Genomic DNA, 24144 nt, shown 5'->3' on the forward strand with positions numbered 1-24144 from the left:
GTCAGAAATGGGGCGACGGGGTGACCCGATGTGGGCGTCAGATGCCTGCGTACCACTCGTAGCCGCGGTCTTCCCAATAACCGCCCTTGCCCTTGCCGATGTGGGCGAAGCTTTCGACCGCCTCGATCCGCTTGATGTATTTGGCCATCTTGTAGCCCAGCTGGCGCTCGGCCCGCAGGCGCAGCGGGGCGCCGTGCTTGATGGGCAGAGGCCGGTCGTTCATCTCATAGGCCAGAAGCGTCTGGGCGTGGAAGGCGTCCACCAGGTCGATCGAGGTGTAATAGCGCTCGCCATCCTCGGTCTGATCGAGGGCGTCGAAGCAGTGGAACATGATGTACTTGGCGTTCGGTTTCAGCCCCGCCTCATTCAGGATGGCCGACAGGCGCGCGCCCTTCCATTTGCCGATCGAGGTCCAGCCCTCGACGCAGTCGTGCTTGGTGATCTGCGTGCGCGAGGGGCGGCGCTTGATGTCCTCCATCGACAGGCTCAGCGGCCGATTCACCAGGCCGTCGACGACCAGCCGATAGTCGCGGAAGCCGTTGGCCCGCAGGGTCCGGTACTCGCGATCCGCCGGATCTATGGAGCCGTTGGCGCGGAAATCCTTGGAGATGTCCTTTTCGGAATACTCCGGGGCCAGGGCCGTGCGCGGGATGACCGCACGCTGGGCGCCCAGCGTCAGCTTCTCGGCCTTCTTCACCGTGCACTGGACGGCCGGCACGCGGGTGAAGGCGTCGCACCCCGACAGGGTCGCGGCGCCTCCCAGGATCAGCAGGCGACGATCAGGACGCATCGGGCTTCTCCTCAGGCGTGGCGGGGGGCGTGGCGTCGGGCTTGATGACGAACCAGCCCGTGGTCATGGCGCGCAGGTTGTTCCAGGGCCCGGACAGGAAGACCAGCAGCACGTGGACGACGGCGAACAGGCCGATCCCGGCTGCGGCGATGAAATGCAGCGTCCGCGCCGACTGACGCCCGCCGAACAGATGCAGCAGGTCCGGCAGGACGGCGTTCATCCCCGGCGACATGGCCAGCCCGGTGCCCAGCATCAGTGGCAGCAGAACCAGCAGCACGACCAGATAGGTCAGCTTCTGGATGACGTTGTAGGTCCGCGCCTCTTCCCCTTCCGGAAAATGCAGTTTGGCGTGCTCCACAACGCTCTGCGGGATGTGCTTCAGCTCCTCGCGCGACGGCTCCATCAGGCGGCGGAAGCGTCCGGCGATCAGGGCATAGGCCAGGTAGATCAGGCCGTTGATCACGAACAACCAGGCAAAGAAGAAGTGCCAGTTGCGCGCGACGGCCAGGTTGCGCGTCGTCGGAATCGTCGCCCAGTCCGGGATGTTCGGAAAACTCAGCCACGGATCGGCGAAGGTCGAGGCCAGGCCCCAGTAGAGGTGCGGATGCGCCTTCAGGATGTTCAGCCCGGTCATCGCAAGGATCAGCACGCAGATCGCATTGACCCAATGGGTGACGCGAACGGGCAGGGGATGCCGCCAGATGGCGACGCGGCCGTCGGGCAACGGGCGGTCAGGTCGGCTCATGGTCCCCCCAAGGACGGCTCGGCGACGCGGCCAGCATGACATGAAGATACGTCGCCGCGAAGCTTGAGGTTACATGCCTTCGCGCGCATCGTCCGCGGCGTCGCAAACGAGGCCCGCCATGTCCGAAGAGATCATCTTCTACACCAACCCGATGTCGCGCGGCCGCATCGTCCGCTGGATGCTGGAGGAGGTGGGCGCCCCCTATCGGACGGAGGTCCTGGACTACGGCACGACCATGAAGGCGCCCGCCTATCTGGCGATCAATCCGATGGGCAAGGTTCCGGCGATCCTCCATCGCGGGCAGGCCGTCACCGAATGCGCCGCGATCTGCGCTTATCTGGCCGACGCCTTTCCCGATGCGGGCCTTGCGCCCGCGACCGACGCTCCGGAACGCGGGGCCTATCTGCGCGCCTTGTTCTTCGCCGCAGGGCCTCTGGAGGCGGCGGTCACAGCGCGCTCTGTCGGCGCCCTTCCGCCCGCCGACAAGGCGGGTCAGGTCGGCTACGGCAGCTATGAGGCCATGGTCGACGGTCTGGAGCACCTTGTGTCGCGCCACGACTTCGCGGCCGGCGACCGCTTCACCGCAGCGGACGTCTATCTGGGCAGCCAGGTCGGATGGGGACTGATGTTCAAGACCCTGCCGGACCGCGACGCCTTCAAGGCCTACTGGGCCCGCATCGCCGATCGTCCGGCCGCCGCGCGGGCGCGCGAACTGGACGACGCTCTGATCTCAAAAGGCTGATCAGAGCAGGCCGGCGATTGCGGAGCGCGCGGCCGCGCCAAGGTCGGGCCGTTTCAACGCGAGCGCCACGTTGGCGCGCAGCAGGCCGATCTTGTCGCCGCAGTCGTGCGTGACGCCGTCGTACTTGACGGCCGTGAACGTCTGGTCACGCATCAGCCTGGCCATTCCGTCCGTAAGCTGAATCTCGCCGCCGGCGCCGCGCTCCTGCGTGGCCAGGATGCGGAAGATTTCGGGCTGCAGGATGTAGCGGCCGGAGATCGACAGGGTCGACGGCGCTTCGCCCCGGGGCGGCTTCTCGACCATGCCCTTCATGCGGATCCGCGCGCCCGAGGCGTCGCCGTCCGGGTCGATGATGCCGTATTTGTGGGTCTCGGTCTCCGGCACCTGCTCCACGCCGATCACATTGCCGCCCACCTCGGCATAGACGTCGGCCAGCTGCTTCAGGGCGCCGGGCTGCGAGTCGACGATCACGTCGGGCAGGATGACGGCGAACGGCTCGTCGCCGACGATGTCGCGGGCGCACCAGACGGCATGACCCAGCCCCTTGGGCTGCATCTGGCGGGTGAAGCTCATCTCGCCGGCCTCGGCCAGTTCGGCGTTCATCATGGCCAGGACGTCGGTCTTGCCCTTGGCCTCCAGCTGGGCCTCCAGCTCGATCTGGTGGTCGAAATAATCCTCGATCGCCTGCTTGGCGCGGCCGGTCACGAAGACGATGTGCTCGATGCCTGCCTCGCGGGCCTCTTCGACGATGTAGGACAGGATCGGCCGATCGACGACGTTCAGCAGCTCCTTGGGCGTCGTCTTGGTGCCGGGCAGCACCCGCGTGCCCAGACCGGCGACGGGAAGCACGGCCTTGCGCAGGCGGCGGGGGGCGGTCGTCATGGCGAATCCCGAACGGTGAAGGTCGGCCACCCTAACGCCTCAGACCCGAAAGGCGATCACTCCACCGTGACGGACTTCGCCAGATTGCGCGGCTGGTCCACGTCGGTGCCCTTCTGGACCGCCGTGTAATAGGCCAGAAGCTGGATCGCCACGGCGTGGACGAGCGGCGCCACGAGTGGATGACACGCCGGAGCGTCCACGCGGCGGATTCCCGCCCCGTGGGGGTCCGGCGCCTCGGCCGGGGCGATCATGATCACCGGTCCGCCGCGCGCCGCGACCTCCTGCAGGTTCGAGGCCGTCTTCTCGAAGACGTCGTCCAGCGGAGCGAGGGCCACCGTCGGCGTGAATTCGTCGATCAGAGCGATCGGGCCATGCTTCAGCTCGCCGGCGGCATAGCCCTCGGCATGGATATAACTGATTTCCTTAAGCTTCAGCGCGCCCTCCATGGCCAGCGGGAACATGGCCCCACGGCCGAGGAACAGGACGTCCGTCGCCTTGGACAGCTCGTTCGCGACGTCGCGCAGGGCGTCGTCCATCCCCATGGCCTCAGCGATCAGACGCGGGGTCTCGAACAGGGCCTGGATCAGCTCGGCCTCTTCGGCGGCCTCGATCCGGCCGCGTTGCACGCCCGCCGCCACCGCCAGCGCCAGCAGGGCCGCGACCTGGGCGGTGAAGGCCTTGGTCGACGCCACGCCGATCTCCGGCCCTGCATGGGTCGGCCATAGAACGGCCGCTTCCCGCGCCATCGAAGAGGAATGCACGTTGACCAGGGCGGCGGTGTTCAGGCCCTGCGCCTTGCACCAGGTCAGCGACGCAAGGGTGTCGGCCGTCTCGCCCGACTGGCTGACGGCGACCGCCAGCGTTCCCTTCGTCACCGCCGGCCGTCGATAGCGGAACTCCGACGCGATCTCGACGTCGCACGGCAGGCCGGCCAGGCGCTCAAAGGCGTAGCGGCCGATCTGGGCGGCATAGAAGGCGGTGCCGCAGGCCACGACCTGAATGCGCTCCACGGCGCCGAAATCGACGGAGGTCGGCTTGGCCCTGCCGTTCACGAAGTCGAGGTATTCGGACAGGGTGCGCTGGACGCTGTCGGGCTGCTCGTGGATCTCCTTCAGCATGAAGTGGCGGTACTCGCCCTTTTCGACCATGGCCGACGATCCGGAGACCTGTACCACCGGCCGATCCACGGGGGCTCCCGACATGTCGAACATCCGCGCGCCGGACCGATCCAGCGCGACGTAGTCGCCCTCTTCAAGATAGCTGATCGATGTCGTGAATGGCCCGACCGCCAGCGCGTCGGAGCCCAGATACATCTCGCCGTCGCCCCAACCCACGACCAAGGGGCTGCCGCGACGGGCTCCGAGGATCAGTCCGTCCTCGCCGTCGATCAGCACCGCCAGCGCATAGGCGCCGGTCAGCCGGTCCAGAACGCGCTTGAAGGCGACCAGCGGGTCATTCGTGGTCGCCAGTTCGGCGTCCAGCAGATGGGCCACCACCTCCGTGTCGGTCTGGCTTTCGAAAGTCCGTCCGTGGGCGGCGAGTTCGGCCTTAAGGTCTGCGAAATTCTCGATGATCCCGTTGTGCACCAGCGTCACGCGACCGGCCTTGTGCGGATGGGCGTTCGCCTCCGTGGGCGCGCCGTGGGTGGCCCAGCGCGTATGGCCGATGCCGACGGTGGCGTTCAGCGGATCGGCCGCCAGCACGGCTTCCAGTTCGCGGATCTTGCCCTTGGCGCGGCGGCGTTCGATCCGGCCGTCGACCACGGCGGCGATCCCGGCGGAATCGTAGCCGCGGTACTCGAGCCGCTTCAGGCTGTCGATCAGTCGCGGAGCCACCGCTCCCGTCCCCGTCACGCCGATGATGCCGCACATTCCTGGTCGCCCTCGTTCGCGGCCCTTTGAAGGCCGCCCTTTGCACGCGGAATATGAAGGTTTATCAGCCCTTCACATGTCCGACGCGTCCCGCCGATACGGGATGGCGCGGCGCGTGACGACTGAAAAGTCATTACGCAAGGTTTCTTCGCCCTGGCGGCGATCGGGAGGGGCCCTTGGGCGACAGGCGATATTTCGGGACTGACGGCATCCGCGGCCGGGCCAACAGCCATCCGATGACCCCGGAAGTCGCCCTGCGGGTCGGCCTGGCCGCCGGGCGCCTGTTCATGTCGTCCGACGACCGCCGCCATCTGGTGGTGATCGGCAAGGACACCCGTCTGTCCGGCTACATGATTGAGCCGGCTCTGGTGGCGGGCTTCACCTCCGCCGGCATGGACGTCCGCCTGTTCGGCCCGCTGCCGACGCCGGGCGTCGCGATGATGACGCGGTCGATGCGCGCCGACATCGGGGTGATGATCTCCGCCAGCCACAACAGCTATGCCGACAATGGGATCAAGCTGTTCGGCCCGGACGGCTACAAGCTGTCGGATGCGGTGGAACTCAAGATCGAATCGATGATGGACCAGGCCCTGGGTGAGGGTCTGGCCCCGCCGGACAAGCTGGGCCGGGTCAAGCGCATCGACGACGCCCAGGCCCGCTACGTCGAGATCGCCAAGGCCAGCTTCCCCAAGAGCTTGAACCTCAGTGGACTGAGGATCGTCGTCGACTGCGCCAACGGGGCCGCCTACAACGTGGCGCCGACGGCGCTCTACGAGCTCGGCGCCGAGGTTTTTCCGATCGGAGTGGAACCCAACGGTCTGAACATCAACGCCGAATGCGGATCGACCCATCCTGAGCAGCTGGCCGAGACGGTGCGCCTACACCGCGCCGACATCGGCATCGCGCTTGATGGCGACGCCGACCGCGTCATCATCTGCGACGAGAAGGGCCAGGTCGTCGACGGCGACCAGCTCATGGCGCTTGTGGCGCTGGATTGGGCCAACCGGGGCCTTCTGGTCGGCGGCGGCGTGGTCGCCACCGTCATGTCCAACCTGGGTCTGGAGCGCGCCTTGGCCGCGGCCGGCCTGACGCTGGAGCGCACCAGGGTCGGCGACCGCTACGTCATGGAGCGGATGCGCGAGGGCGGCTTCAACGTCGGCGGAGAACAGTCCGGCCACATCATCCTGCACGACCACGCCACGACCGGCGACGGCCTGATGAGCGCGCTGCAGGTGCTGGCCGTTCTGGTCGCCTCGGGCCGCAAGATGAGCGACCTCGCGCGCCAGTTCGACCCGGTGCCGCAGAAGCTGGTCAACGTCCGCTACGCCGCCGGCAAGCCGCTGGAGGACGCGACCGTCAAGGCCGCCATGGCCGAAGCGGAGGCCACGCTGAAGGCCGCCGGCGGCCGGCTCCTGGTCCGTCCGTCGGGCACGGAAAAGCTGATCCGCGTCATGGCCGAGGGCGACGACGAAGGCTTGGTGACGAAGATGGTCGACGCCGTCGCGGTGGCTGTGAAGGCGGCGGGTTAGGTCAAAGCCGTCACGATCTCTTCGATCCGCTTGCGGATGTCGGGAACCGCGATGGTCTCCCAGAAGGCGCCGCGCGCCGGCGGACCCAGGACGAATAGCGCCTGATCCGGCACGCCGTCGCCCGAGAGGGCCCGTCCGGCGTCGTCCAGATCGAGACCCAATCCCAACGGATCAAGCCGCGCCCGGCCGGACGCCAGCAGCGGCGCCGTGAGCGGATCGCGCCGCGGGTCATGACCCGGGCCGGAGCAGTCGATGACGCGATCCACGATCAGGCCGCGCGGGACTTGCGCACGCGGCGGCAGGTGTTCCACGACGACCTTTTCGCGGGCAACGGGTCGGTTCGTTTCCGCATCGATCGTGCCGGGCCCGACGGTGCTCACGCCGGTCACGCGGGCGGCTGAGATGCTCAGCCGGCCCACGGCGATCATTGTGTCCAATGTCTTGGCCACCGCCGGCGCGATCCGGTGGCGGTGAACGTCCCACCATGGACGAAGGTGACGGACCCAGCGCGACCGCGTCTTCGCGTCGGCCTCGTGCCAAAGGTCGGCGGTGATGGGGCGCAACCCCTCCATGACGCCGCGCCAATCGTGCTGACGGGCTAGCCGCCGGGCGGCGTTCAGACGGCGCGAGGCGGGGCCGTTCAGCATGTCCGACGTCGGCGCGACGGGCGCGTCGGGCGTCGCAGCATGCGCGCGAGGCAAGAGGCCGCGCAGCGAGGAGGCGCGCATCTCTCCGGTCCATCCCAGCGCCTCCAGCGACAGGGCGACGTCCACCATGGTCAGGCCCGTGCCGATGACCGCGACCACGTCGGTCGGCTCGACGACGTCGAGGGCACCGGGGGCCCAAGGATCTCGGATCAGCCGGTCGGTGTGTTCGCCGGCCGTGTTGGGGGCGGGGTTGCCGGTAGCCAGGACGACGGCGTGACCCGTCAGGCGCCGGCCGTCTTCCAGCACCACACCCGATCCATCGACGGCCGAAGCGCGGGCGTGCAGCGCCGTGATCCGTCCCGGATGGGCCGCTTGAACCGAAGTCAGCCGGTCCTCGACATATTCCCCGTAAAGGCGGCGCGGCGCGAAGCCGTTCGGGTCCGCATGAGCGGGGGCGTTCGTCCGAAGCCACTCCACGAAATCGTCCGGCCGCCCTTCGGCCGCGCCCATCCGCGCCGAGCGCACGTTGAGCAGATGACCGTCGAAGTCGGTGGAATAGGCCACGCCGCGTCCGAACCGGCCCGTCGCGTCGATCAGAACGGAGGCCTGCCCGCACTCGGCCAGCCGCGCCGCCAGCATGGCGCCGGAGAATCCTCCGCCGACGATCAGGATGGGGGCTGCGGTCACCCGCACTCCATGAACGGCCAACGCTTGGCGGTCAAAGGGCTCAGACTTCCTGGTTGAAGGCGCCGACTTCCGGATGGCTCGCCAACCGGAGCTTCATGACCTCATGGAATAGGGCTCGCATGTCGTGTTCGGAGCGCAGGCTTTCGACCACGACGACCAGTTCCGGCTTGTTCGACGACGCGCGCACAAGCAGCCACGATCCGTCCTCCAGCTTTACCCGTGCGCCGTTGATGGTCACGACGTCGACGATGCGTCGGCCGAGGATCGTCCGGCCCGTCGTCCGATCGGCCTCGAACTCCGCCGTCAGGCGCGCCACCACGTCGTATTTGGTTTCGTCGGCGCAGTGCGGGCTCATGGTCAGGCTGGTCCACGCCGGGGCCAGGTCTTCGCGCAGAGCCGACAGCGTCCGCCCCGCGCGCGTCACCAGATCCATCACCAGTCCGGCCGTCGCCACGCCGTCGTCGTAGCCCCGCCCCAAGGGCGCGGCCGGGAAGAAATGGCCGGACTTCTCGAACCCCATCAGGGCGCCCTTTGTCGCCACGCGCCGCTTCATGTGGCTGTGCCCGGTCATCCACCAGTCGACGACGCAGCCGTTGGCCGCCAGCACCGGGTCGGCGTCGAACAGGCCCGTGGACTTCACGTCGACGACGAAGCGTGCGCCGGGGTGATCCGGCGCCAGACCGCGGGCGAGCAACAGGCCCATCTTGTCGGCGAAGATCGGGTCGCCCCGATCGTCCACCACCCCGCAGCGATCGCCGTCGCCGTCGAATCCCAGCCCGAGATCGGCCCCGGCGTCGATCACGCGGCGGCTGATCTCGGACAGCATCCCGCGATCCTCCGGGTTCGGATCATGGCGCGGGAAGGTCCAGTCCAGATCGCAATCCATCTCGACCACCTCCGCCCCCATGGCGCGCAGGGCGGTGGGCGCGAAGGCGCCGGCCGTGCCGTTGCCGCAGGCGCAGACGACCTTCAGCGGCCGGTCCAGCCGCACCCGCGACGCCAGGTCTGCGATCCAGGCTTGGGCCAGACCTTCGACGCGTTCGACCGATCCGCCCGGCGCCGACTCGGCGCCGCCGCCCAAGGCCAGGGTCTTCAACGCCGCCATGTCGTCCGGTCCGAAGGTGAGGGGCGGCTCCAGCCCCATCTTGACCCCGGTCCAGCCGTTCGGGTTGTGGCTGGCCGTGACCATCGCCACGCCCGGCGCCTCCAGCCAGGTTTGCGCGAAATAGGCCATGGGCGTCAGGCACAGGCCGACGTCCAGCACGGTCAGCCCGCCCTCGACCAGCCCCTCGATCAGGGCCGCCTTCACCGCTTCCGAATACGACCTCCAGTCGTGCCCCACCACGACGCGGGCGACGCCCCGCTCGCGGGCCAGGGCGGCGAAGGCGCGCCCGACGGCGCGCAAGCCGTCGGCGTCGACCTGATCCCCCCACAGCCAGCGGGCGTCGTATTCGCGGAAACCGGAGGGATGGAGCATGCGTCAGGCCTTATCAGGCGCGGCCGGCGAGACAAGCGGCCCGGTTGCGGCTAGCGTCGGCGATCATCGGGAGGTCCTCATGCGTCGCCTGTCCGCCGTGTTTGCGGCCCTGATCGCGCTTTGCGCGACGCCGGCCTGGGCCGTGCCGCCGTCCATTCCCGCGATCGTCCAGCGACTGGACGCGGTGCCCGGCGGCTTCTCCGGCATCGTCGGGGCGCGCCGGGGCGGGAATGCCGCCCACTATTCCTGGAGCAGCCGAGGCGGCGAGAACCCTTGGCTGCCCGTCCGCTGGGCGTCGGTGACCAAGGCGGTGACGGCGGTGCTGGTGCTGCAGGAGGTCGATGCCGGTCGGCTGTCGCTGGACGCGCCGGTGTCGAGCTATCTGCCCGACTGGACGGTGAATGGGGACGCCACCCTGCGCCAGCTGCTGATGCACACCTCCGGACTGGCCGACCTCAACGCCTCCCCCGACCTGGACGGCGACGGCATGCCGGACTTCTATCAGACGGGCGGCGACTGGCGCGCGGTCTGCGCCGCCTCGCCTCGGGCCGCCGTCGGCGCCGGCTTCACCTACAACAACTGCGACTACCTGCTGCTCGGCGCGGTGCTGGAAGCGGTCACCGGCCGAAGCTGGGCCGATCTGGTGCGCACGCGGATCAAGGAGCCGCTCGGCCTCGCCTCGCTGGAGCCGGCGGCGCCGGGCGCGCGGTCGGAGGCGTTCGACGGCGACATGGCCGAGCCGCCCGTCGACGTCTCGACCTATGGTCCCGCAGGTGACCTGTACGGCGGCGTCGGGGCCATGCTGGCCTTCGACCAGGCCCTCATGGACGGAGGCCTGATCTCCGACGCCGCGCGTGTGGAGATGTGGAAGGCCGGGCCGGAGACGGGCTACGGCGGACTGGCGGTCTGGGTCTATGAGGTCCAGCTGCCGGGCTGCGGGATCAAGACGCGCGTGGTGGAGCGTCAGGGCGCGATCGGCGGGGTGCAGGTGCGGAACTTCCTGATGCCCGACCTGAACGCCGCCCTGGTGATCTGGACCGACGACGGCGCCTTGGACCTCGGTCAGACGTGGTCGGGGCAGGGATTGAGCGTCGATCTGCTGGCGGCGGTGGCGTGCGATGAGGGGCGGGGCTCCAGCCCGGCCGCTTGACCCGGCCGGACCCGGGTCCTACCCCGGCGCGACTGAACGGAGACGCCCATGCCCCGCCTCGTCCTGTTGCGCCACGGCCAGAGCCGGTGGAACCTCGAGAACCGCTTCACCGGCTGGGTCGACGTCGACCTGACCGACAAGGGCGAGGCTGAAGGACGGCGCGCGGGCGAACTGCTGGCCGAGGCGGGCTTCACTCCGGCCGTGATGTTCACATCGGTGCTGACGCGGGCGAAGCGGACGGGCGCGCTGGCGCTGCAGGCCGCGGGACTGAAGGACGTGCCGGTCGTCGCCGACTGGCGGCTGAACGAGCGCCACTACGGCGGGCTGACGGGACTGAACAAGGCCGAGACGGCCGAGACGCACGGCGAGGATCAGGTCAAGGTCTGGCGCCGCAGCTATGACGTGCCGCCTCCGCCGCTGGAGCCGGGCGGCGAGTTCGATTTCGCCGCCGACGCCCGCTATGCCGGCCATGACATTCCGGCCACCGAAAGCCTGAAGACCACGCTGGAAAGGGTCGTGCCGTACTGGGACGCGGAGATCGCCCCCCGGCTCAAGGCCGGCGAGGACGTGCTGATCGCCGCCCACGGCAACAGCCTGCGCGCCATCGTCAAGCATCTGTTCGACGTGCCGAACGACCGGATCGTGGATGTCGAGATCCCCACCGGCAATCCGCTGGAGATGGATCTGGACGCCGACCTGAAGCCAGTCGCCGCCCGCTATCTGGACGCCGACCGCGCCACGCCGCTGCCGGAGGGCGCCGCGTGAGCGCCGCCGACGAACGCTGGATGGCCCGTGCCGTCGAGCTGGCCACGGCCCAGATGGGCCGCACGTGGCCGAACCCTGCGGTCGCCTGCGTCATCGTGAGGGACGACGTCGTGATCGCCGAGGCCGCGACGGCCGACGGCGGTCGGCCTCATGCGGAGGAGCAGGCCGTGCCGACGGCCGGAGATCTGGCGCGCGGCGCCACGGCCTACGTCACCATGGAGCCCTGCGGCGCCCGGTCCTCGGGCCGCACCTCCTGTTCGCAGTTCCTGCTCAACGCGGGCGTGGCGCGGGTCGTGGTGGCGGCCGTCGATCCGTCGCCGTTCGCGGCCGGCCGAGGCGTCGAGAAGCTGCGCAAGGCGGGGCTGGAGGTCGAGACCGGCGTCCTGGCCGACCGCGCGGCGGTGCTCTACGAGGGTTACCTTCACCGGGTGGAGACGGGGCGGCCCATGGTGCGGCTGTCGAACGGCGGCGAGGGCTTCGACGCCCGCCTCGCCGCCTCGCCCAAGGCGGACTTGGCCACCGAGCTGAAAAGGCTGGGAGAAGCCGGGTACACACGCGTTTGGGTTGAGCCCGGCGAGCTCGCGGACGCGTTGGCCGAGCAAGGCTTGTTGACCGCCTGAAGGCGCGGACTTCCAACGCTTTTTTAAGCCTGTTTCGCCACTGTGGCGACATGGGAGAAGTCGCCCCGGAGGTCATCAGGCGTCGTCTGACGCAGGAGGAGCTGGACGCCATCTGCGCCCGGCACGACCGCCTGTGGCAGGCCCGGCCCGGCGGCGCCCGGGCCGTCTTCGCCTGGATGGATTTGTCGGGGCTCAGTCTGAAGGGCCGAAACCTCGCCGACGCCGATTTCGCTGCGGCGGCCATGATCGGCTGCGATCTGACCGGGACACGGCTGGACAACGCGACCTTCTTCGGCACGGACCTGCAGGACGCGGTGCTCGTCGACGCCAGCCTGAGGCGCGCCGACCTGCGCGGCGCCTGCCTGCGCGGCGCCGACCTGTCCGGCGCCGACCTGTTCGAGGCCGACTTGCGGGAAGGCGCCATCGCCGCCGCCGACGCTCAGAAGGGCTATCGCATCGTCGAGGCGCGTCGGCGCGACGGCGACGAGGTTACCCAGGCGCACGGCGCCTGTCTGGTGGGGGCGAATCTGCAGCGGTCAAAGATGGGCGGCGTCATCGCCATTCAGGCCGACTTCACCGACGCGGTGATGAAGGACTGCAAGCTTGTCCGCGCAAACCTGAAACAGGCCAGCTTCCGCGGCGCCGATCTGGCCGGGGCCGATCTGTCCGGAGCCGATCTTTCCGGGGCCGACCTGCGCGACGCCGTGCTGATCGGCGTCACCGCCGCGATGTGGCGGACGGACGGCGCCAACATGGACGGGGCCCTGACCGACGACCGTTCATGTGCGGCTCCGGTCAGCAAGATGCCCGCCGCCGAAATGCTGCGTGAGCATGCGCAGTGGTGCGAGACCGGAGGCCGTGACGGTCGTCCGTCCGTGTTCGACGGCGTCGATCTTCGCGCGCTGAAATCCATCGGCGGGTTGAACCTGACCGCCCTGTCGGCCAAAGGCGCCGTCTTCTACGGCCTGGACATGGAGGGGGTGCAGCTGCAGGGCGCGCACCTCGAGAACGCCGACCTCAGGGCTTGCAACCTGCGCCGGGCAGACTTGCGCGGCGCCCGGCTGAAGGGCGCCCGGCTGAACGGAGCGGATCTGCGCGAGGCCCAGCTGGGCCCGCTCATGATCGCCGCCGACCGCCTGCTGGCCGCCGACCTCACCGACGCCTGCCTGCGCGGGGCCGATCTGTCGCGGGCCGACCTGCGCCGCGCGGTCCTGACCGGCGCCGACCTGAAGCGGGCGCGACTGGACGGCGCCCAGGGCCTCGTCTCACCTCTGGCTGGAGCTGCCGCATGACGTTTTCCCGTCGCGCCCTTGCCCAGGGCGACCTGGACATGCTGATGACCGCGCACGAGCGTCTGGTCGAGGGGCGGGCCGGCGGGCGGCGCATGGCGCTGAAGTTCATGGACCTGCGGGGGCTGGATCTGTCGGGACGGCGTCTGGACGACGCGGAGTTCAGCGGCTGCTCGTTCGAAGGCGCGCGACTCAAGGGCGCCCGACTGGCCCGTGCGGTCTTCTTCTGCTGCGACATGAAGGGCGCGGATTTCACCGGAGCCGACCTGACCCGAGCGGATCTGAGGGGGGCTTGCCTGCGTGGCGCGACCCTGAACCGCGCGGACCTGACCAAGGCGGATTTCCGCGAAGGCGTCATCGCCGTTCCCCATGCGACCAAGGGCCTGGCGCAGGCGACGCGAGAGACGCGGCGCGGCGTGGCGGACGGAGCCAGCTTTTCGGGCGCGCGCCTGGCCGGTGCGGAGATGAGCGGCCTGTCGGCCTTCAAGGTCGACTTCACCGACTGCGCCATGGCGGGGGCGCAGTTGACGGGCGCCAACCTCAAGGAAGCCGATCTTTCCGGCGCCTTGCTGGAAGGCGCGGCGGTGTCCGGCGCCAACCTGTCCGGAGCCAAGCTGGTCGGCGCGGTGCTGACCGACGTGGCCATCGAGGGCGCCACGACCGAGCGAGCGGACATGACCGGCGTCGTGCGGGCGCCCACAGCGGAGGCCGTCGCCAAGGCGAAGTCGCATCGTGAGGCCGCGCTGGACGGAAACGCGTGGACGGAAAGCGGGGGCGTCTTCGGATCGCCGCCCGACTTCGACGATGAGGATCTGCGCCCGGTCGGCGCGGGCTTCAAGGGGCTCAAGCTTGCGGCCTTGACGGCTCGCGGAGCCTGCATGGTGGGAATGGATCTGACGGGCGTCGGCTTGCAGGGGGCGAATCTCGAGGGCGCCGATCTGCGGGGCGTCGATCTTCGCGGGGCCGATCTGAGGGGCGCGCGACTGGGCGGCGCCCTGCTCAGTCAAGCCGATCTGCGCGGCGCGATCCTGGCGCCTCTGCCGCTGGGCGGTGGGCGGACCATGCCGGTCGATCTGAGCGGCGCCTCCCTGCGTTGGGCCAGGCTTCACGGTGCGGACTTCACGGGCGCGCGTCTGGACGACGCCGATTTCCGGGGCGCCGACGAACTGCCGCCCGAAGCGCTGCTCTCCGCCGCGGTGGCCTGACGGCAAGAAAAAGGGGCGACGTCGCCGCCGCCCCTCGATCGTCTTCTTCAGCCCTGTCAGGCCGCCTTGCCGGCCTTGCCTTCGATCAGCTTGCCGGCGCCGGCGCCGATCTCGATGCGGCGCGCCTTCAGCGCCTCGGGCAGCTCGCGCGCCAGGTCGACGGTCAGCAGGCCGTTGGCCAGATCGGCGGTCTTGACCACGACATAGTCGGCCAGCTGGAAGCGGCGCTCGAAGTCGCGCTCGGCCAGGCCGCGGTGCAGATAGGTCCGCTCGCCGTCGTCGTTGGCCGTCTTGCGGCCGGTGACGGTCAGCAGGTTCTCCTTGACCTCGACGGTCAGCTCGTCGGGGCCGAAGCCCGCCACGGCGACCTCGATGCGGTACTGGTTTTCGCCGGTCGACTGGATGTTGTAGGGCGGCCAGCCCTGCTCGCTGGTCCGCGCGGCGTTTTCCAGCATGGCGGCCAGGCGGTCGAAACCGACGGCGGAACGATAGAGAGGGGTGAAGTCGAAGGTACGCATGGTCAGCCTCCTGAAAGGTCAGCAAGGGTGAACCGCCCGGCGATTTGCCCGGACGGCGGGGGGTGCGTCCCGGTCGGTCCCGCAGGCCCCGTCCGGTCCGGAGGACCCGACGTCGGCGTCCTCATCACGGGATTTGGGAAGCGCCGTCGCTGCGTCAAGAGGCGCCTGTCCCTGGGCGCGCGGGCGCCCTAGAAGACGTGACGCCCTTTCACCGGAGACGACCTCGATGCGCCTGACCCCGCTCGCCCCGATCGCCGCCGCCCTCGCCCTGGCCGTTCCCGTCGCCGCCTCCGCCCAGGCTCAGGAAGACGCCGCCCTGCGCGCCGCCGTCGCCTCAGAGACGCGCCCGGCCGCCGACCGCGCCCGCGACGCCTTCCGCCGCCCTTACGAGAGCCTGACCTTCTGGGGCCTGGAGCCGGGGATGAATGTGGTCGAGATCGCTCCGGGCGCGGGCGGATGGTGGCGCCACATCCTGGAGCCTTATTCGGCGGCCACGGGCGGCGCTTACTTCCCAGTCGATCGGATACAGGGGGGGCTGGGCGTCCCGGACGGCAGTGCCGATTTCGTCCTGGTCGCGCGCTCCTTCCACAACTGGCACCGGGCGGGCCGGACCGATGATCTGATGGCCCTGTTCTTCACGGCGCTGAAACCCGGCGGCGTCCTGGCGGTGGAGCAACACAGGGCGCCTGAAGGGGCGGACCCGGACGCCACGGCCGCCACCGGGTACGTCTCCGAGGCCTATGTCATTGCGGCCGCGGAAAAGGCCGGCTTCGTTCTGGACGCGCGCAGCGAGCTGAACGCCAACGCCAAGGACGACCGTGATCATCCCTGCGGCGTCTGGACCCTGCCCCCTGTCAGGCGCGGGCCTGAGGACGGCTGCCAGATCACGCCGGAGCAGAGGACGGAGTTCGACGCGATCGGCGAAAGCGACCGCATGACCCTGCGTTTCCGAAAGCCGGAATGAGCGTCGCGATCCCACTTTGACCCACGCGGCGAAGCCCTCTAAGCCGGTCGCTTCGGCGCGCGGAGGCCTTGCGCGTCGAGGCTGGTGGGGATTGGGCCATGGCTGACCGGACCAGAGGCGAGCGAGCGGGGTCGGAGCGGAAAGCGCCCGCCGTCGATCGTCGTGCCCTGTTGTCCGGCGCGGCGGCGGTCGTCATGGCCGGACTCGCCGGCTGCGGCCGCCGCGAGGAAAAGGCCGAGCCTGAGGCCCCGAACGGACCGCCGCGCGGATCGCTGGAATGGGCGGTGACCGGCGCCTGGCGGGCCCAGGACCGCGCACGGGACGAATGGCGTCATCCGATGGAGACGCTGCGCTTCTTCGGGCTCCAGCCGCGGATGACGGTCGCCGACTTCTGGCCGGGCAGCGGCTGGTACAGCGAGATCCTGGCACCGTACCTGAAGGAAGGCGGCGGGCGCTACGTCGCCGTCGGGTTCCAGAGCGGCGCGGGCGCCGATCCGGCCCAGGCGGCGTTGAACGCGGCCTATCAGACGCGGTTCGGCTCGGATCGTCGCCTGTACGGCGAGGTGGTCTTCTCCGAGTTCGGCGCGACCAGCGGGCCCATCGCCGATCCCGGGTCCGTCGACATGGTGCTGTTCATGCGCACACTGCACGCCTGGATGGCCGCGGGCATCGCCGAAAAGGCCTTCGCCGACGCCTTCGCCGCGATGCGGCCGGGCGCGATTCTGGGCGTCGAGCAGCATCGTCTGGGCCCGGAGCAGGATCAGGACCCCGTGGCCGCCAGCGGCTATGTGCAGGAGGCCTTCGTCCGCCAGCTGGCCGCCGAGGCCGGCTTCGTCTTCGTCTCGGCGTCGGAGATCAACGCCAATCCGGAAGACGACAAGGACCATCCCTTCGGCGTCGACACCCTGGCCCCCATGCGTCTGACGGCGCCGGTGGGAGAGCCGCCGGACCCCGACTTCGATCGTGCCCCCTTCGACGCGATCGGCGAAAGCGACCGCATGACCTTGAAGTTCAGGAAGCCTGAGTGAACCGAGCCGCCGCCTATGCCGCCAATGCCCCCTTGATGGGCGTTCCCGGCGCCGCCGCCCCTGCGGGCGGTGAGGGCAGCTGGTACCGCGGCGCCGGCGGTCTGCGCCTGCGCGCGGCCTTTTGGCGGCCCTCGGCCCTGATGGGCGCCCGCCCCCGCGGCACCGTCGTGCTCAGCCCGGGCCGGACCGAGCCGATCGAGAAGTATTTCGAACTGATCGGCAACTTCCTGGCGCGCGGCTGGTGCGTTCTGGCGCACGACTGGCGCGGACAAGGCCTTTCGGCCCGCCTGCTGCCGGACCGCCTGAAGGGCCACGCCCGCGCGGTCGAGGAGTATCTGGACGACTTCGCCCGCCTTCTTGACGCTCACGAGGCGACGGCGCCGCGCCCCTGGGTGATGGTCGGGCATTCTATGGGCGCGGCGCTGAACCTGGCGACGCTTCAGGCGGGCGAGAGCCGTTTCGGCGGCGCCCTGCTCAGCGCGCCCATGCTGCGGATCAAGACCGGCAAGCGATCGATGTGGTCGGTCAAGCTGGCCGTCCGCTGGAACCTGCGGCACGGCAAGGCCGGCGACTATGTGCTGGACGATCCGGACGATCCGTTCGAGCACACCTTCGAAAAGGACGCCCTGACGTCAGACGAGGCTCGCTACGAGCTGTGGCGGCAACAGCTTTACGCCTGCCCGCACCTGGCGGTCGGCGGTCCGACCTGGGGCTGGCTGGCCTTCGCCATCGATCTGGGCGAGCGGACGCTGAAGCCCAAGGCGCTGAAGGCGGTGAAGATGCCCGTCTGCGTCGTCCAGCCGGCCGACGACGACCGCATCTGGAAACAGACCAACAAATGGGCCGCCAAGCGCATGGGTCGGGGCCGTTACGTCGAAGTGCCGGGATCGAAGCATGAGGTCATCATGGAGACCGATGACCTGCGTGCGGTCTTCCTGCAGGAGTTCGACGCTCTGGCGGCCTACGTCTCGCCGGTTGAGGATCTGTCGCCGATCCCCGAGCCCGTCGCGTCTGAGGTCTCTTCCGAAGTCGCCTGACGTCGCTCAGGCGTCGGGCCGGCAGCGGGCGCACAGGCCGTGCGCTTCCACCGTCGCGCGCTGGATCGAAAAGCCCAGGTCCGCGGCGCTGGCCGAAATCTGCGCGCCGGCCCCGACGCCGATCTCCGCCGTCGCCCCGCAGCAGTCGCAGATCAGAAACGCCGCCGCGTGCCCCGCGTCCCCGTGCGAACAGGCGACGTAGGCGCTGAGCGAGGCGATGCGGTGCGCCAGACCGCGCCGCTCCAGAAACTCCAGCGCGCGATAGACTGTGGGCGGCTTGGCGGCCTCGCCGTCACGGCCATAGGCGGCGATCAGGTCATAGGCCTTCACCGGCTCTCCGGCGGCCAGAAGAAGCTCCAGAACCCGCCGCCGCGGGGCCGTCATGCGCTCGCCGTCGGCCAGGCAGCCCGCCTCCGCGACCGCCAGGGCCGCGCGCACGGCCGCAGGCTTCAACCGCAGTTCGGCATGGTCGTGACCGCATCCGTCCATCGTCACTCAGCTAAGGCGTGTTCGCGCGCGGGGCAACTACGCTTGACGGAGCGTGATGTTATCTCATAACGTTTTTCGCATGATCCAGTCCCGCCTTCCCCTCGCCCTGACCGTCTCCGCGATCGCGCTGATCCCCGCCGCCGCTCTCGCCCAGGATCCGACAGGCCCCGTCACCCGCGTGGACGACGTCGTCGTCACCGCCGCCCCCTACGGCGTCGCGCGCCAGGCCACGAACATCGCCGTCGATGTGCTGGACGACGAGGACCTGACCACCGCACCCTCCACTTCTCTGGGCGACGTGCTGAACGGTCTTCCGGGCGTGCGGTCCACGGCTTTCGCGGCCGGGGCCGGCCGTCCCGTGATCCGCGGTCTGGCCGGCCCGCGCGTCCAGGTGCTGACCAACGGCCTGGGCCTGATCGACGCCAGCGCCCTGTCGCCCGATCATCAGGTCGCCGCCGACCCGGGTGAGGCGAACCGGATCGAGGTGCTGCGCGGACCCCAGACCCTGGCCTACGGCGGCTCGGCGATAGGCGGCGTGGTCAACGTCATCGACGGCCGCATCGCCGAGCAGCGTCCGGTCGGCGGCGCCGACGGCCGCGCCTGGGCTCAGACGTCCACCGTCGACGACGGCTTGAGCTTCGGCGCGCGCGGCGCCTTCGCCGCGGGGCCGCTGGTCTTCACTTTGGACGGCTTCCGGCGCGAAGCCGGCGACTACGACATTCCCGTGCCCGCCGAATCCCGTCGACAGCTGGAAGCCGAAGGTGAGACGTTCGAGGATACCGGCGGCACCACTCTGGAGAACAGCTTCGTCGATCTGTCGGCCTATGGAGCCGGCCTGTCCTGGATCGGCGACTGGGGCTTCGTCGGTGGGTCTGTGAAGCGCACCGAAACCGACTACGGCGTTCCCGGCCACGAGCACGAAGACGATCCTCTGGCCCCGCCGGCCGTCGAAGAGGAACTGGTCACCATCGGCCTGGAGCAGACGCGATACGACCTGCGCGGCGAGCTGCGAATGCCGTCCGGGCCCTTCGCCCGTCTGCGCGGTTCGGCGGCCTATGCCGACTATACCCACACCGAGTTCGAGGGCGATGAGGTCGGCACGGTCTTCACGTCCGAAGGCGTCGAGGGCCGGCTGGAGCTGGTTCAGGTCCGCCGCGGCGGCTGGGACGGGGCGTTCGGCGTCCAGGGCCTGAAGCGCGACTTCGACGCCCAGGGCGACGAGGCCTACGTGCCTCAGACGGACATTTCGGAGATCGGCGTCTACACGCTTCAGCGCCTCGACTACGGCGGCTGGGGTCTGGAGGGCGGCCTGCGGTTCGACTCGAAGGAGCTGGACAGTGCGGTCGGCGCCCGAGACTTTTCGACCGTCTCGGCGTCGCTGGGCGCCTACTTCAAGCCGACGGACGACCTGTTCCTGGGCCTGTCCCTGGCACGCAACGGCCGCGCGCCGACCGAGGCCGAGCTGTTCGCCGAGGGGCCGCACGTCGCCACCCGAGCCTTCGAGGTCGGCGACGCCGATCTGGAGGAAGAAGAGGTCACCTCGCTGGAGGGCACGCTGCACTGGGACCGCGGCCCGCTGACGGTCGATCTGCACGTGTTCAACGCCGACTACGACGGCTTCATCGATCTCGCGCCCACCGGGGTCGAGGACGTCGACAGCGAGCTGGGAATCTTCGAGTACGTCCAGACCGACGCGACCTTCCGCGGGCTGGAGGCCGAGCTGGGGTACCGGGCGTGGGAACGCGGGGCGGATGCTCTGACGCTGGAGCTGGGCTACGACGTCGTGCGCGGCGAGACCGATCTGGGCCCGCCCGCCCGCATCCCGTCGTGGTCTTTGCGAGCGGGCGCCGAGCTGGAGATGGGCCCATGGACCGTGCGCGGTCAGGTACGTCGCGTCGGAGAGCAAGACCGCGTCGCGGCCTTCGAACTGCCGACCGACGGCCACACCACCGCCGACCTCTATCTGGGCTGGGCGCCGCGTGAGGACGGACTGATCCTGTTCGCCGAGGCCAAGAACCTGACGGACGAGGAAGTCCGCGAGCACACCAGCTTCCTGAAGGATCTGGCGCCCTCGCCCGGACGAAACCTGCGGATCGGCGCGGCCTACCGCTTCTGAGGCCTTTTCCCGTGGCGGGCGGCGGCGTTTGCCGCCCGCGCGGCCTTGGGCTAGAAGGCCCGCCTTCCGTCCCTTTCCAGAGCGTTCCCCGCCTCCATGACCGACACCAACATGCAGACCGGCCAGATGTCCGGCCAACTCGCCGGCACCGTCCTGTTCTACGGCAAGCCCGAACCCCTTTCGGTGGAGAACCACGGCGGGTTGGGCATCGAACAGGCTGAAAAACCCTATGCCTTCGTGGCCAAGTCGCACATCGTGCCGGTGACCGTGACCGAGTTCGCGCCGGCGGCGCTGTCTTATCCCGTGATCTTCGTCGGGGACCAGCGCCAGCCGGTGGCGGTCATGGGCCTGCGTCCGGATCAGAACCTGTTCGTCGGCGACGACGGACTGTTCAAGGCCGAGGCCTACATTCCTGCGTACGTTCGCCGCTATCCGTTCGTCTTCGCCAACGACGAGACCCAGCAGCGGCTGATCCTCTGCATCGATCGCGACGCGCCGTTCGTGAAGGAGGGCGGCGCTCAGCCCCTGTTCACCGACGGTCAGCCCAGCGCCTTCACCCAACAGGCCATGGAGTTCTGCAACAGCTTCGAGCAGGAGCGTCTGCGCACCGAGTCCTTCGTCGGTCTGTTGAAGGAGCTGGATCTGTTGGAAATCCGCGAGGCGACCTTCACCCCCCGCGACGTCGCAGGTCAGCCCGCCGGCGAGGCTCAGAAGATCGCCGAATACTATGCGGTTTCCGAAGACAAGCTGCGCGCCCTGCCGGCCGAGAAGCTGGCGGAGCTGCGCGACAACGGCGCCCTCGGCCAGATTTATGCCCACCTGACTTCGCTGCTGGGCTGGGACCGACTGATCGCCATGACCTTCGCCCGCGCCGCGGCCATGCCTACGTCGGCGAACGCCTGATCCCGTCAGGAGCCTTTTTGGCTTCTTGAGTTGAAGAAACGGCGGCCGATCGGCCGCCGTTTCGCGTTTCGGCTCACCTTCGAGCAAACACCGCCCGCGTTAGGCACGAGAAGACCAGCCTCCCGCCCTCGTCCAGCAGATCGTGCTGGGCGATGACGATGCCCTTGTCGTCGCCGACGGGATCCTTGCCCATCACGGTCATTCGCCCGCGCAGCAGTTCACCCGTAGGCGGATTGCGCATAAAGCGCAGGCCATCGATCGCCAGCACCTTGGTCTGGGCCCACCCGCGCGCCTTCTCGCCGAAAAGCCGGCTCCACAGCGCATAGATCAGCGCGTCGGGCGCGCCGCCCTCCACGTCCCAGCCGGGCACGAACTTCTCGGCGAAGGCGGCGACCATGTCGCCGTCGGCGGCGCAGGCCCCAAGGGGGATGACCTCGCCGGTCGACAGATCCTCGTAGTGGACGTGCAGCGGTTCGGTCATCGGGCCCCGGGGTCTGTGGTCAGGGCTCTTCCGAGACCCGCACCAGCAGCTTGCCGTCGTGCGATCCGGTGAACAAGCGGTTCAGACTGTCGACCGCGCCTTCGAGGCCGTCGTCGACGTGCACCTTCCACTTGATGCGGCCGTCGGCCAGCATGGGCCCCATGCCCGCGACCATCTCCTTGGCGCGCGGCGCATAGTCCATGACCAGGAAGCCCTGCACGCGCAGGCGGTGGGTGATCAGGCGGCTGAAGTCCGGCGACGGCGGGCGCCGCGTGGCGTTGTAGGCCGAGATCAGACCGCACACCGCCATGCGCCCGTGGATCTTCAGGCGATTGAACACCGCCAGCATGATGTCGCCGCCGACGTTCTCGAAATTCATCTCCACGCCGTCCGGGGCCAGCCGGTCCAGAGTCTCCCCCACGTCCTCGCTCTTGTAGTCGATGGCGGCGTCGAACCCGAGCTCGTCGGTCAGCCAGCGGCACTTGTCCGGCCCGCCGGCGATGCCGATGACCCGCGCGCCGTGCGCCTTGGCCACCTGGCCGGCGATCGAGCCCACCGCCCCGGCGGCGGCGGAGATGACGACCGTCTCGCCGGCCTTTGGCTGGAGCACGTCCGTGACCCCGAACCAGGCGGTCATGCCGGTCATGCCCATGACCGACATGTTGGCCGTCAGCGGCAGTCCGGGGACACGATGGACACGTGAGGCGGCGCCGGCGTCGATCACTGCGTGATCGGCCCATCCGCCCGCCGCCGTGGTCACCAGGTCGCCGACGGCGAAGCGATCCGACCGGCTGTCCTCGACGACGCCCAGCGTCAGGCCCCGCATCACGTCGCCGAGACCGACCGGCGGCAGGTAGCCGGCCGTGTCGTTCATCCAGGTGCGGTTGGTGGGGTCCAGGGACAGATAGATGGTACGCACGCGGATCTGGCCGTCGCCGACCTCGGCGAGCGGAGCCTCGACCAGTTCAAGATCGCCCTGCTGGATCAGGCCCTGCGGGCGGGCGCGAAGAACCCATTGGCGGCTGACGGACGGCATGACGGCGCTCCTGCGTTGCTTTTCGCCACGGACCTTAGCCGCCCCCGCCCGCGAGGCAAGAAAAAGGGCGGGATCGTTTCCGATCCCGCCCGAGGTCGCATCATCGAGAATGAGGTGCGGAGGCGACAGACTGGATCTCTCCAGTCTCGTGTCGGGGGGGCGTCGCCGCCTCCGCAGTGTGAGAATGTCCGGCCCGAAACCCGGTTCCCCTCGCCGGCGAAATTATTTTCAGGCGGCCTCTTTCTGGCGGGCGGGGTGGAAGAACAGCGCCTGGCTGATCGCCGCCTTCACCGTTTCCGGCTGGAACGGTTTGGTGATCAGGAAGGTCGGTTCCGGGCGTTCGCCGGTCAGCAGGCGCTCGGGGAAGGCCGTGATGAAGATCACCGGCACGTCGAACCGCTTCAGGATGTCCTTGACCGCGTCGATCCCCGACGAGCCGTCGGCCAGCTGGATGTCCGCCAGCACCAGACCCGGACGGTGACGGGCGACGGCGTCGACCGCCTCGTCGTGCGTGGTCGCCGTGCCGGTGACCCGATGACCCAGTTCGCGGACCAGGCTTTCGATGTCGGCCGAGATGATGGCCTCGTCCTCGATGATCAGCACGTCGGTGGCCAGTTCGGCGTCGATGTCGGACTGGGCTTCGGCGATCAAGCCCTCGACGGCGTGGGCGTCGGCGCCCAGAATCTGTGCGGCCTCCGACGGCGTGAAGCCTTCCAGCGCCGTCAGCAGGAACGCTTGCCGCGAACGAGGCGAGATGCGCATCAGGCGGCGACCCGCGTCGGTCTCGTCCGTCTCGATCGGCTCCAGTTGTGCGCCGGTCGTCGACCAGATGGCGTGGAACACATGATACAGCGCGACCCGCGGCGTCATGTCGGGAGACAGCTGTCGCTCGCCCGCCGCCAAAGCCTCCAAAGCCACCCGCACATAGTTGTCGCCCGTCGCCTGGTCCCCGGTGAGCGCCCGCGCATAGCGTCGGACATAGGGCAGGTGCGGCGCGAGTCTGGCCAAAAGGCTCATGTTCTTGGATCCCCGACGATAGAAATCGCCTCGCCGTTGGATGTGAAGCGGCGTTGCAACCATTTTGAACGTGGCAGATGGGCGCGGGTTCCACGCGAAAGGAAGCGCGCGTCATTGAAATGTGCGTTTTTGGGAACCCGCGTCTTTCGGCGGCGT

General features: G+C 69.2%; 23 protein-coding genes. 12 read left to right on the forward strand and 11 right to left on the reverse strand.

The genetic code is table 11. The annotated features are described in order from the left end of the window. Positions 1-37 precede the first annotated feature (37 nt). Both VGN45_RS05290 and VGN45_RS05295 read right to left on the reverse strand, forming a co-directional pair. Positions 38-790 carry a molybdopterin-dependent oxidoreductase gene (locus VGN45_RS05290; protein WP_327460098.1) on the reverse strand — a complete coding sequence of 251 codons (753 nt, stop codon included), beginning with the start codon at positions 788-790 and terminating at the stop codon, positions 38-40. After that, a complete protein-coding gene (locus VGN45_RS05295) occupies positions 780-1535 on the reverse strand; it encodes a cytochrome b/b6 domain-containing protein (RefSeq protein WP_327460100.1) in 756 nt (251 codons plus the stop codon). Before VGN45_RS05295 ends, VGN45_RS05290 begins: the two co-directional genes overlap by 11 nt. A 118-nt stretch (positions 1536-1653) precedes the next feature. Between VGN45_RS05295 and VGN45_RS05300 the strand changes: the two genes are divergently transcribed. Continuing rightward, a complete protein-coding gene (locus tag VGN45_RS05300) occupies positions 1654-2277 on the forward strand; it encodes a glutathione S-transferase family protein (RefSeq protein WP_327460102.1) in 624 nt (207 codons plus the stop codon). On the opposite strand, the gene galU is transcribed toward VGN45_RS05300, so the two are convergent. Both galU and glmS read right to left on the reverse strand, forming a co-directional pair. Further along, positions 2278-3159: a UTP--glucose-1-phosphate uridylyltransferase GalU gene (gene galU / locus VGN45_RS05305; protein ID WP_327460104.1), complete on the reverse strand. Its 882-nt coding sequence runs from the start codon at positions 3157-3159 to the stop codon at positions 2278-2280. Between the two features lie 56 nt (positions 3160-3215). Then, entirely contained in the window at positions 3216-5030 is a 1815-nt protein-coding gene (gene glmS / locus VGN45_RS05310; RefSeq protein WP_327460106.1) for a glutamine--fructose-6-phosphate transaminase (isomerizing), read from the reverse strand. Positions 5031-5206: 176 nt separating this feature from the next. On the opposite strand from glmS, the gene glmM reads away from it, so the two are divergent. Further along, positions 5207-6559 (forward strand): phosphoglucosamine mutase, encoded by a 1353-nt coding sequence (glmM, locus tag VGN45_RS05315; RefSeq protein ID WP_327460108.1) that lies wholly within the window; start codon positions 5207-5209, stop codon positions 6557-6559. Here glmM and VGN45_RS05320 read toward each other — a convergent pair. Beyond that, complete coding sequence (locus VGN45_RS05320; protein WP_327460110.1) at positions 6556-7893, reverse strand: FAD/NAD(P)-binding protein; 1338 nt, start codon at positions 7891-7893, stop codon at positions 6556-6558. The two genes, glmM and VGN45_RS05320, sit on opposite strands and share 4 nt — an antisense overlap. A 40-nt stretch (positions 7894-7933) precedes the next feature. Next, the gene (locus VGN45_RS05325) at positions 7934-9370 is read right to left on the reverse strand and encodes a phosphomannomutase/phosphoglucomutase (protein WP_327460112.1); all 1437 of its coding nucleotides are present in this window, start codon (positions 9368-9370) and stop codon (positions 7934-7936) included. A gap of 79 nt (positions 9371-9449) precedes the next feature. Between VGN45_RS05325 and VGN45_RS05330 the strand changes: the two genes are divergently transcribed. The 5 genes from VGN45_RS05330 to VGN45_RS05350 are packed head-to-tail and all read left to right on the forward strand — an operon-like array spanning position 9450 to position 14399. After that, entirely contained in the window at positions 9450-10520 is a 1071-nt protein-coding gene (locus VGN45_RS05330) for a serine hydrolase domain-containing protein (RefSeq protein WP_327460114.1), read from the forward strand. 48 nt (positions 10521-10568) lie between these two features. Beyond that, complete coding sequence (gene gpmA / locus VGN45_RS05335; protein WP_327460116.1) at positions 10569-11285, forward strand: 2,3-diphosphoglycerate-dependent phosphoglycerate mutase; 717 nt, start codon at positions 10569-10571, stop codon at positions 11283-11285. Beyond that, positions 11282-11905 carry a bifunctional diaminohydroxyphosphoribosylaminopyrimidine deaminase/5-amino-6-(5-phosphoribosylamino)uracil reductase RibD gene (locus VGN45_RS05340; protein WP_327460118.1) on the forward strand — a complete coding sequence of 208 codons (624 nt, stop codon included), beginning with the start codon at positions 11282-11284 and terminating at the stop codon, positions 11903-11905. The genes gpmA and VGN45_RS05340 overlap by 4 nt, the downstream gene beginning before the upstream one ends. Before the next feature lie 50 nt (positions 11906-11955). Further along, positions 11956-13197 carry a pentapeptide repeat-containing protein gene (locus VGN45_RS05345; RefSeq protein WP_327460120.1) on the forward strand — a complete coding sequence of 414 codons (1242 nt, stop codon included), beginning with the start codon at positions 11956-11958 and terminating at the stop codon, positions 13195-13197. After that, on the forward strand, positions 13194-14399 hold the full coding sequence (locus tag VGN45_RS05350) for a pentapeptide repeat-containing protein (RefSeq protein ID WP_327460122.1): 1206 nt from the start codon (positions 13194-13196) through the stop codon (positions 14397-14399). Before VGN45_RS05345 ends, VGN45_RS05350 begins: the two co-directional genes overlap by 4 nt. Before the next feature lie 56 nt (positions 14400-14455). On the opposite strand, the gene VGN45_RS05355 is transcribed toward VGN45_RS05350, so the two are convergent. After that, positions 14456-14917: an Hsp20 family protein gene (locus VGN45_RS05355; protein ID WP_327460124.1), complete on the reverse strand. Its 462-nt coding sequence runs from the start codon at positions 14915-14917 to the stop codon at positions 14456-14458. 226 nt (positions 14918-15143) lie between these two features. Here VGN45_RS05355 and VGN45_RS05360 point away from each other — a divergent pair, with 226 nt between their 5' ends. From VGN45_RS05360 to VGN45_RS05370, 3 genes are all read left to right on the forward strand, one after another. After that, complete coding sequence (locus tag VGN45_RS05360; RefSeq protein ID WP_327460126.1) at positions 15144-15881, forward strand: methyltransferase; 738 nt, start codon at positions 15144-15146, stop codon at positions 15879-15881. 98 nt (positions 15882-15979) lie between these two features. Beyond that, entirely contained in the window at positions 15980-16909 is a 930-nt protein-coding gene (locus VGN45_RS05365; RefSeq protein WP_327460128.1) for a methyltransferase, read from the forward strand. Next, a complete protein-coding gene (locus VGN45_RS05370) occupies positions 16906-17946 on the forward strand; it encodes an alpha/beta hydrolase (RefSeq protein WP_327460130.1) in 1041 nt (346 codons plus the stop codon). The genes VGN45_RS05365 and VGN45_RS05370 overlap by 4 nt, the downstream gene beginning before the upstream one ends. Before the next feature lie 6 nt (positions 17947-17952). Here VGN45_RS05370 and VGN45_RS05375 read toward each other — a convergent pair whose 3' ends face one another. Then, positions 17953-18435: a Fur family transcriptional regulator gene (locus VGN45_RS05375; protein ID WP_327460132.1), complete on the reverse strand. Its 483-nt coding sequence runs from the start codon at positions 18433-18435 to the stop codon at positions 17953-17955. 79 nt (positions 18436-18514) lie between these two features. Between VGN45_RS05375 and VGN45_RS05380 the strand changes: the two genes are divergently transcribed. Together VGN45_RS05380 and VGN45_RS05385 are read left to right on the forward strand one after the other, a co-directional pair. Continuing rightward, on the forward strand, positions 18515-20551 hold the full coding sequence (locus VGN45_RS05380) for a TonB-dependent receptor domain-containing protein (protein ID WP_327460134.1): 2037 nt from the start codon (positions 18515-18517) through the stop codon (positions 20549-20551). Between the two features lie 96 nt (positions 20552-20647). Next, positions 20648-21454 carry a SapC family protein gene (locus VGN45_RS05385; protein WP_327460135.1) on the forward strand — a complete coding sequence of 269 codons (807 nt, stop codon included), beginning with the start codon at positions 20648-20650 and terminating at the stop codon, positions 21452-21454. Positions 21455-21527: 73 nt separating this feature from the next. Here VGN45_RS05385 and VGN45_RS05390 read toward each other — a convergent pair whose 3' ends face one another. From VGN45_RS05390 to VGN45_RS05400, 3 genes are all read right to left on the reverse strand, one after another. Next, complete coding sequence (locus VGN45_RS05390; RefSeq protein ID WP_327460138.1) at positions 21528-21935, reverse strand: acyl dehydratase; 408 nt, start codon at positions 21933-21935, stop codon at positions 21528-21530. A gap of 19 nt (positions 21936-21954) precedes the next feature. Next, the gene (locus tag VGN45_RS05395; RefSeq protein WP_327460140.1) at positions 21955-22971 is read right to left on the reverse strand and encodes an NADP-dependent oxidoreductase; all 1017 of its coding nucleotides are present in this window, start codon (positions 22969-22971) and stop codon (positions 21955-21957) included. Between the two features lie 228 nt (positions 22972-23199). Continuing rightward, complete coding sequence (locus tag VGN45_RS05400) at positions 23200-23988, reverse strand: response regulator (RefSeq protein WP_327460142.1); 789 nt, start codon at positions 23986-23988, stop codon at positions 23200-23202. Positions 23989-24144 lie beyond the last annotated feature (156 nt).

The sequence above is a fragment of the Brevundimonas sp. genome, assembly GCF_035999125.1.
In the GTDB taxonomy this organism is placed as follows: Bacteria; Pseudomonadota; Alphaproteobacteria; order Caulobacterales; family Caulobacteraceae; genus Brevundimonas.

What these genes read in the sequence shown, in the direction of transcription:
- VGN45_RS05290 (WP_327460098.1), bottom strand. Translation starts at nt 790, where the DNA reads ATGCGTCCTGATCGTCGCCTGCTGATCCTGGGAGGCGCCGCGACCCTG.
- VGN45_RS05295 (WP_327460100.1), bottom strand. Translation starts at nt 1,535, where the DNA reads ATGAGCCGACCTGACCGCCCGTTGCCCGACGGCCGCGTCGCCATCTGG.
- VGN45_RS05300 (WP_327460102.1), top strand. Translation starts at nt 1,654, where the DNA reads ATGTCCGAAGAGATCATCTTCTACACCAACCCGATGTCGCGCGGCCGC.
- galU (WP_327460104.1), bottom strand. Translation starts at nt 3,159, where the DNA reads ATGACGACCGCCCCCCGCCGCCTGCGCAAGGCCGTGCTTCCCGTCGCC.
- glmS (WP_327460106.1), bottom strand. Translation starts at nt 5,030, where the DNA reads ATGTGCGGCATCATCGGCGTGACGGGGACGGGAGCGGTGGCTCCGCGA.
- VGN45_RS05325 (WP_327460112.1), bottom strand. Translation starts at nt 9,370, where the DNA reads ATGCTCCATCCCTCCGGTTTCCGCGAATACGACGCCCGCTGGCTGTGG.
- VGN45_RS05330 (WP_327460114.1), top strand. Translation starts at nt 9,450, where the DNA reads ATGCGTCGCCTGTCCGCCGTGTTTGCGGCCCTGATCGCGCTTTGCGCG.
- gpmA (WP_327460116.1), top strand. Translation starts at nt 10,569, where the DNA reads ATGCCCCGCCTCGTCCTGTTGCGCCACGGCCAGAGCCGGTGGAACCTC.
- VGN45_RS05345 (WP_327460120.1), top strand. Translation starts at nt 11,956, where the DNA reads ATGGGAGAAGTCGCCCCGGAGGTCATCAGGCGTCGTCTGACGCAGGAG.
- VGN45_RS05350 (WP_327460122.1), top strand. Translation starts at nt 13,194, where the DNA reads ATGACGTTTTCCCGTCGCGCCCTTGCCCAGGGCGACCTGGACATGCTG.
- VGN45_RS05355 (WP_327460124.1), bottom strand. Translation starts at nt 14,917, where the DNA reads ATGCGTACCTTCGACTTCACCCCTCTCTATCGTTCCGCCGTCGGTTTC.
- VGN45_RS05360 (WP_327460126.1), top strand. Translation starts at nt 15,144, where the DNA reads ATGCGCCTGACCCCGCTCGCCCCGATCGCCGCCGCCCTCGCCCTGGCC.
- VGN45_RS05365 (WP_327460128.1), top strand. Translation starts at nt 15,980, where the DNA reads ATGGCTGACCGGACCAGAGGCGAGCGAGCGGGGTCGGAGCGGAAAGCG.
- VGN45_RS05375 (WP_327460132.1), bottom strand. Translation starts at nt 18,435, where the DNA reads ATGGACGGATGCGGTCACGACCATGCCGAACTGCGGTTGAAGCCTGCG.
- VGN45_RS05380 (WP_327460134.1), top strand. Translation starts at nt 18,515, where the DNA reads ATGATCCAGTCCCGCCTTCCCCTCGCCCTGACCGTCTCCGCGATCGCG.
- VGN45_RS05385 (WP_327460135.1), top strand. Translation starts at nt 20,648, where the DNA reads ATGACCGACACCAACATGCAGACCGGCCAGATGTCCGGCCAACTCGCC.
- VGN45_RS05390 (WP_327460138.1), bottom strand. Translation starts at nt 21,935, where the DNA reads ATGACCGAACCGCTGCACGTCCACTACGAGGATCTGTCGACCGGCGAG.
- VGN45_RS05395 (WP_327460140.1), bottom strand. Translation starts at nt 22,971, where the DNA reads ATGCCGTCCGTCAGCCGCCAATGGGTTCTTCGCGCCCGCCCGCAGGGC.
- VGN45_RS05400 (WP_327460142.1), bottom strand. Translation starts at nt 23,988, where the DNA reads ATGAGCCTTTTGGCCAGACTCGCGCCGCACCTGCCCTATGTCCGACGC.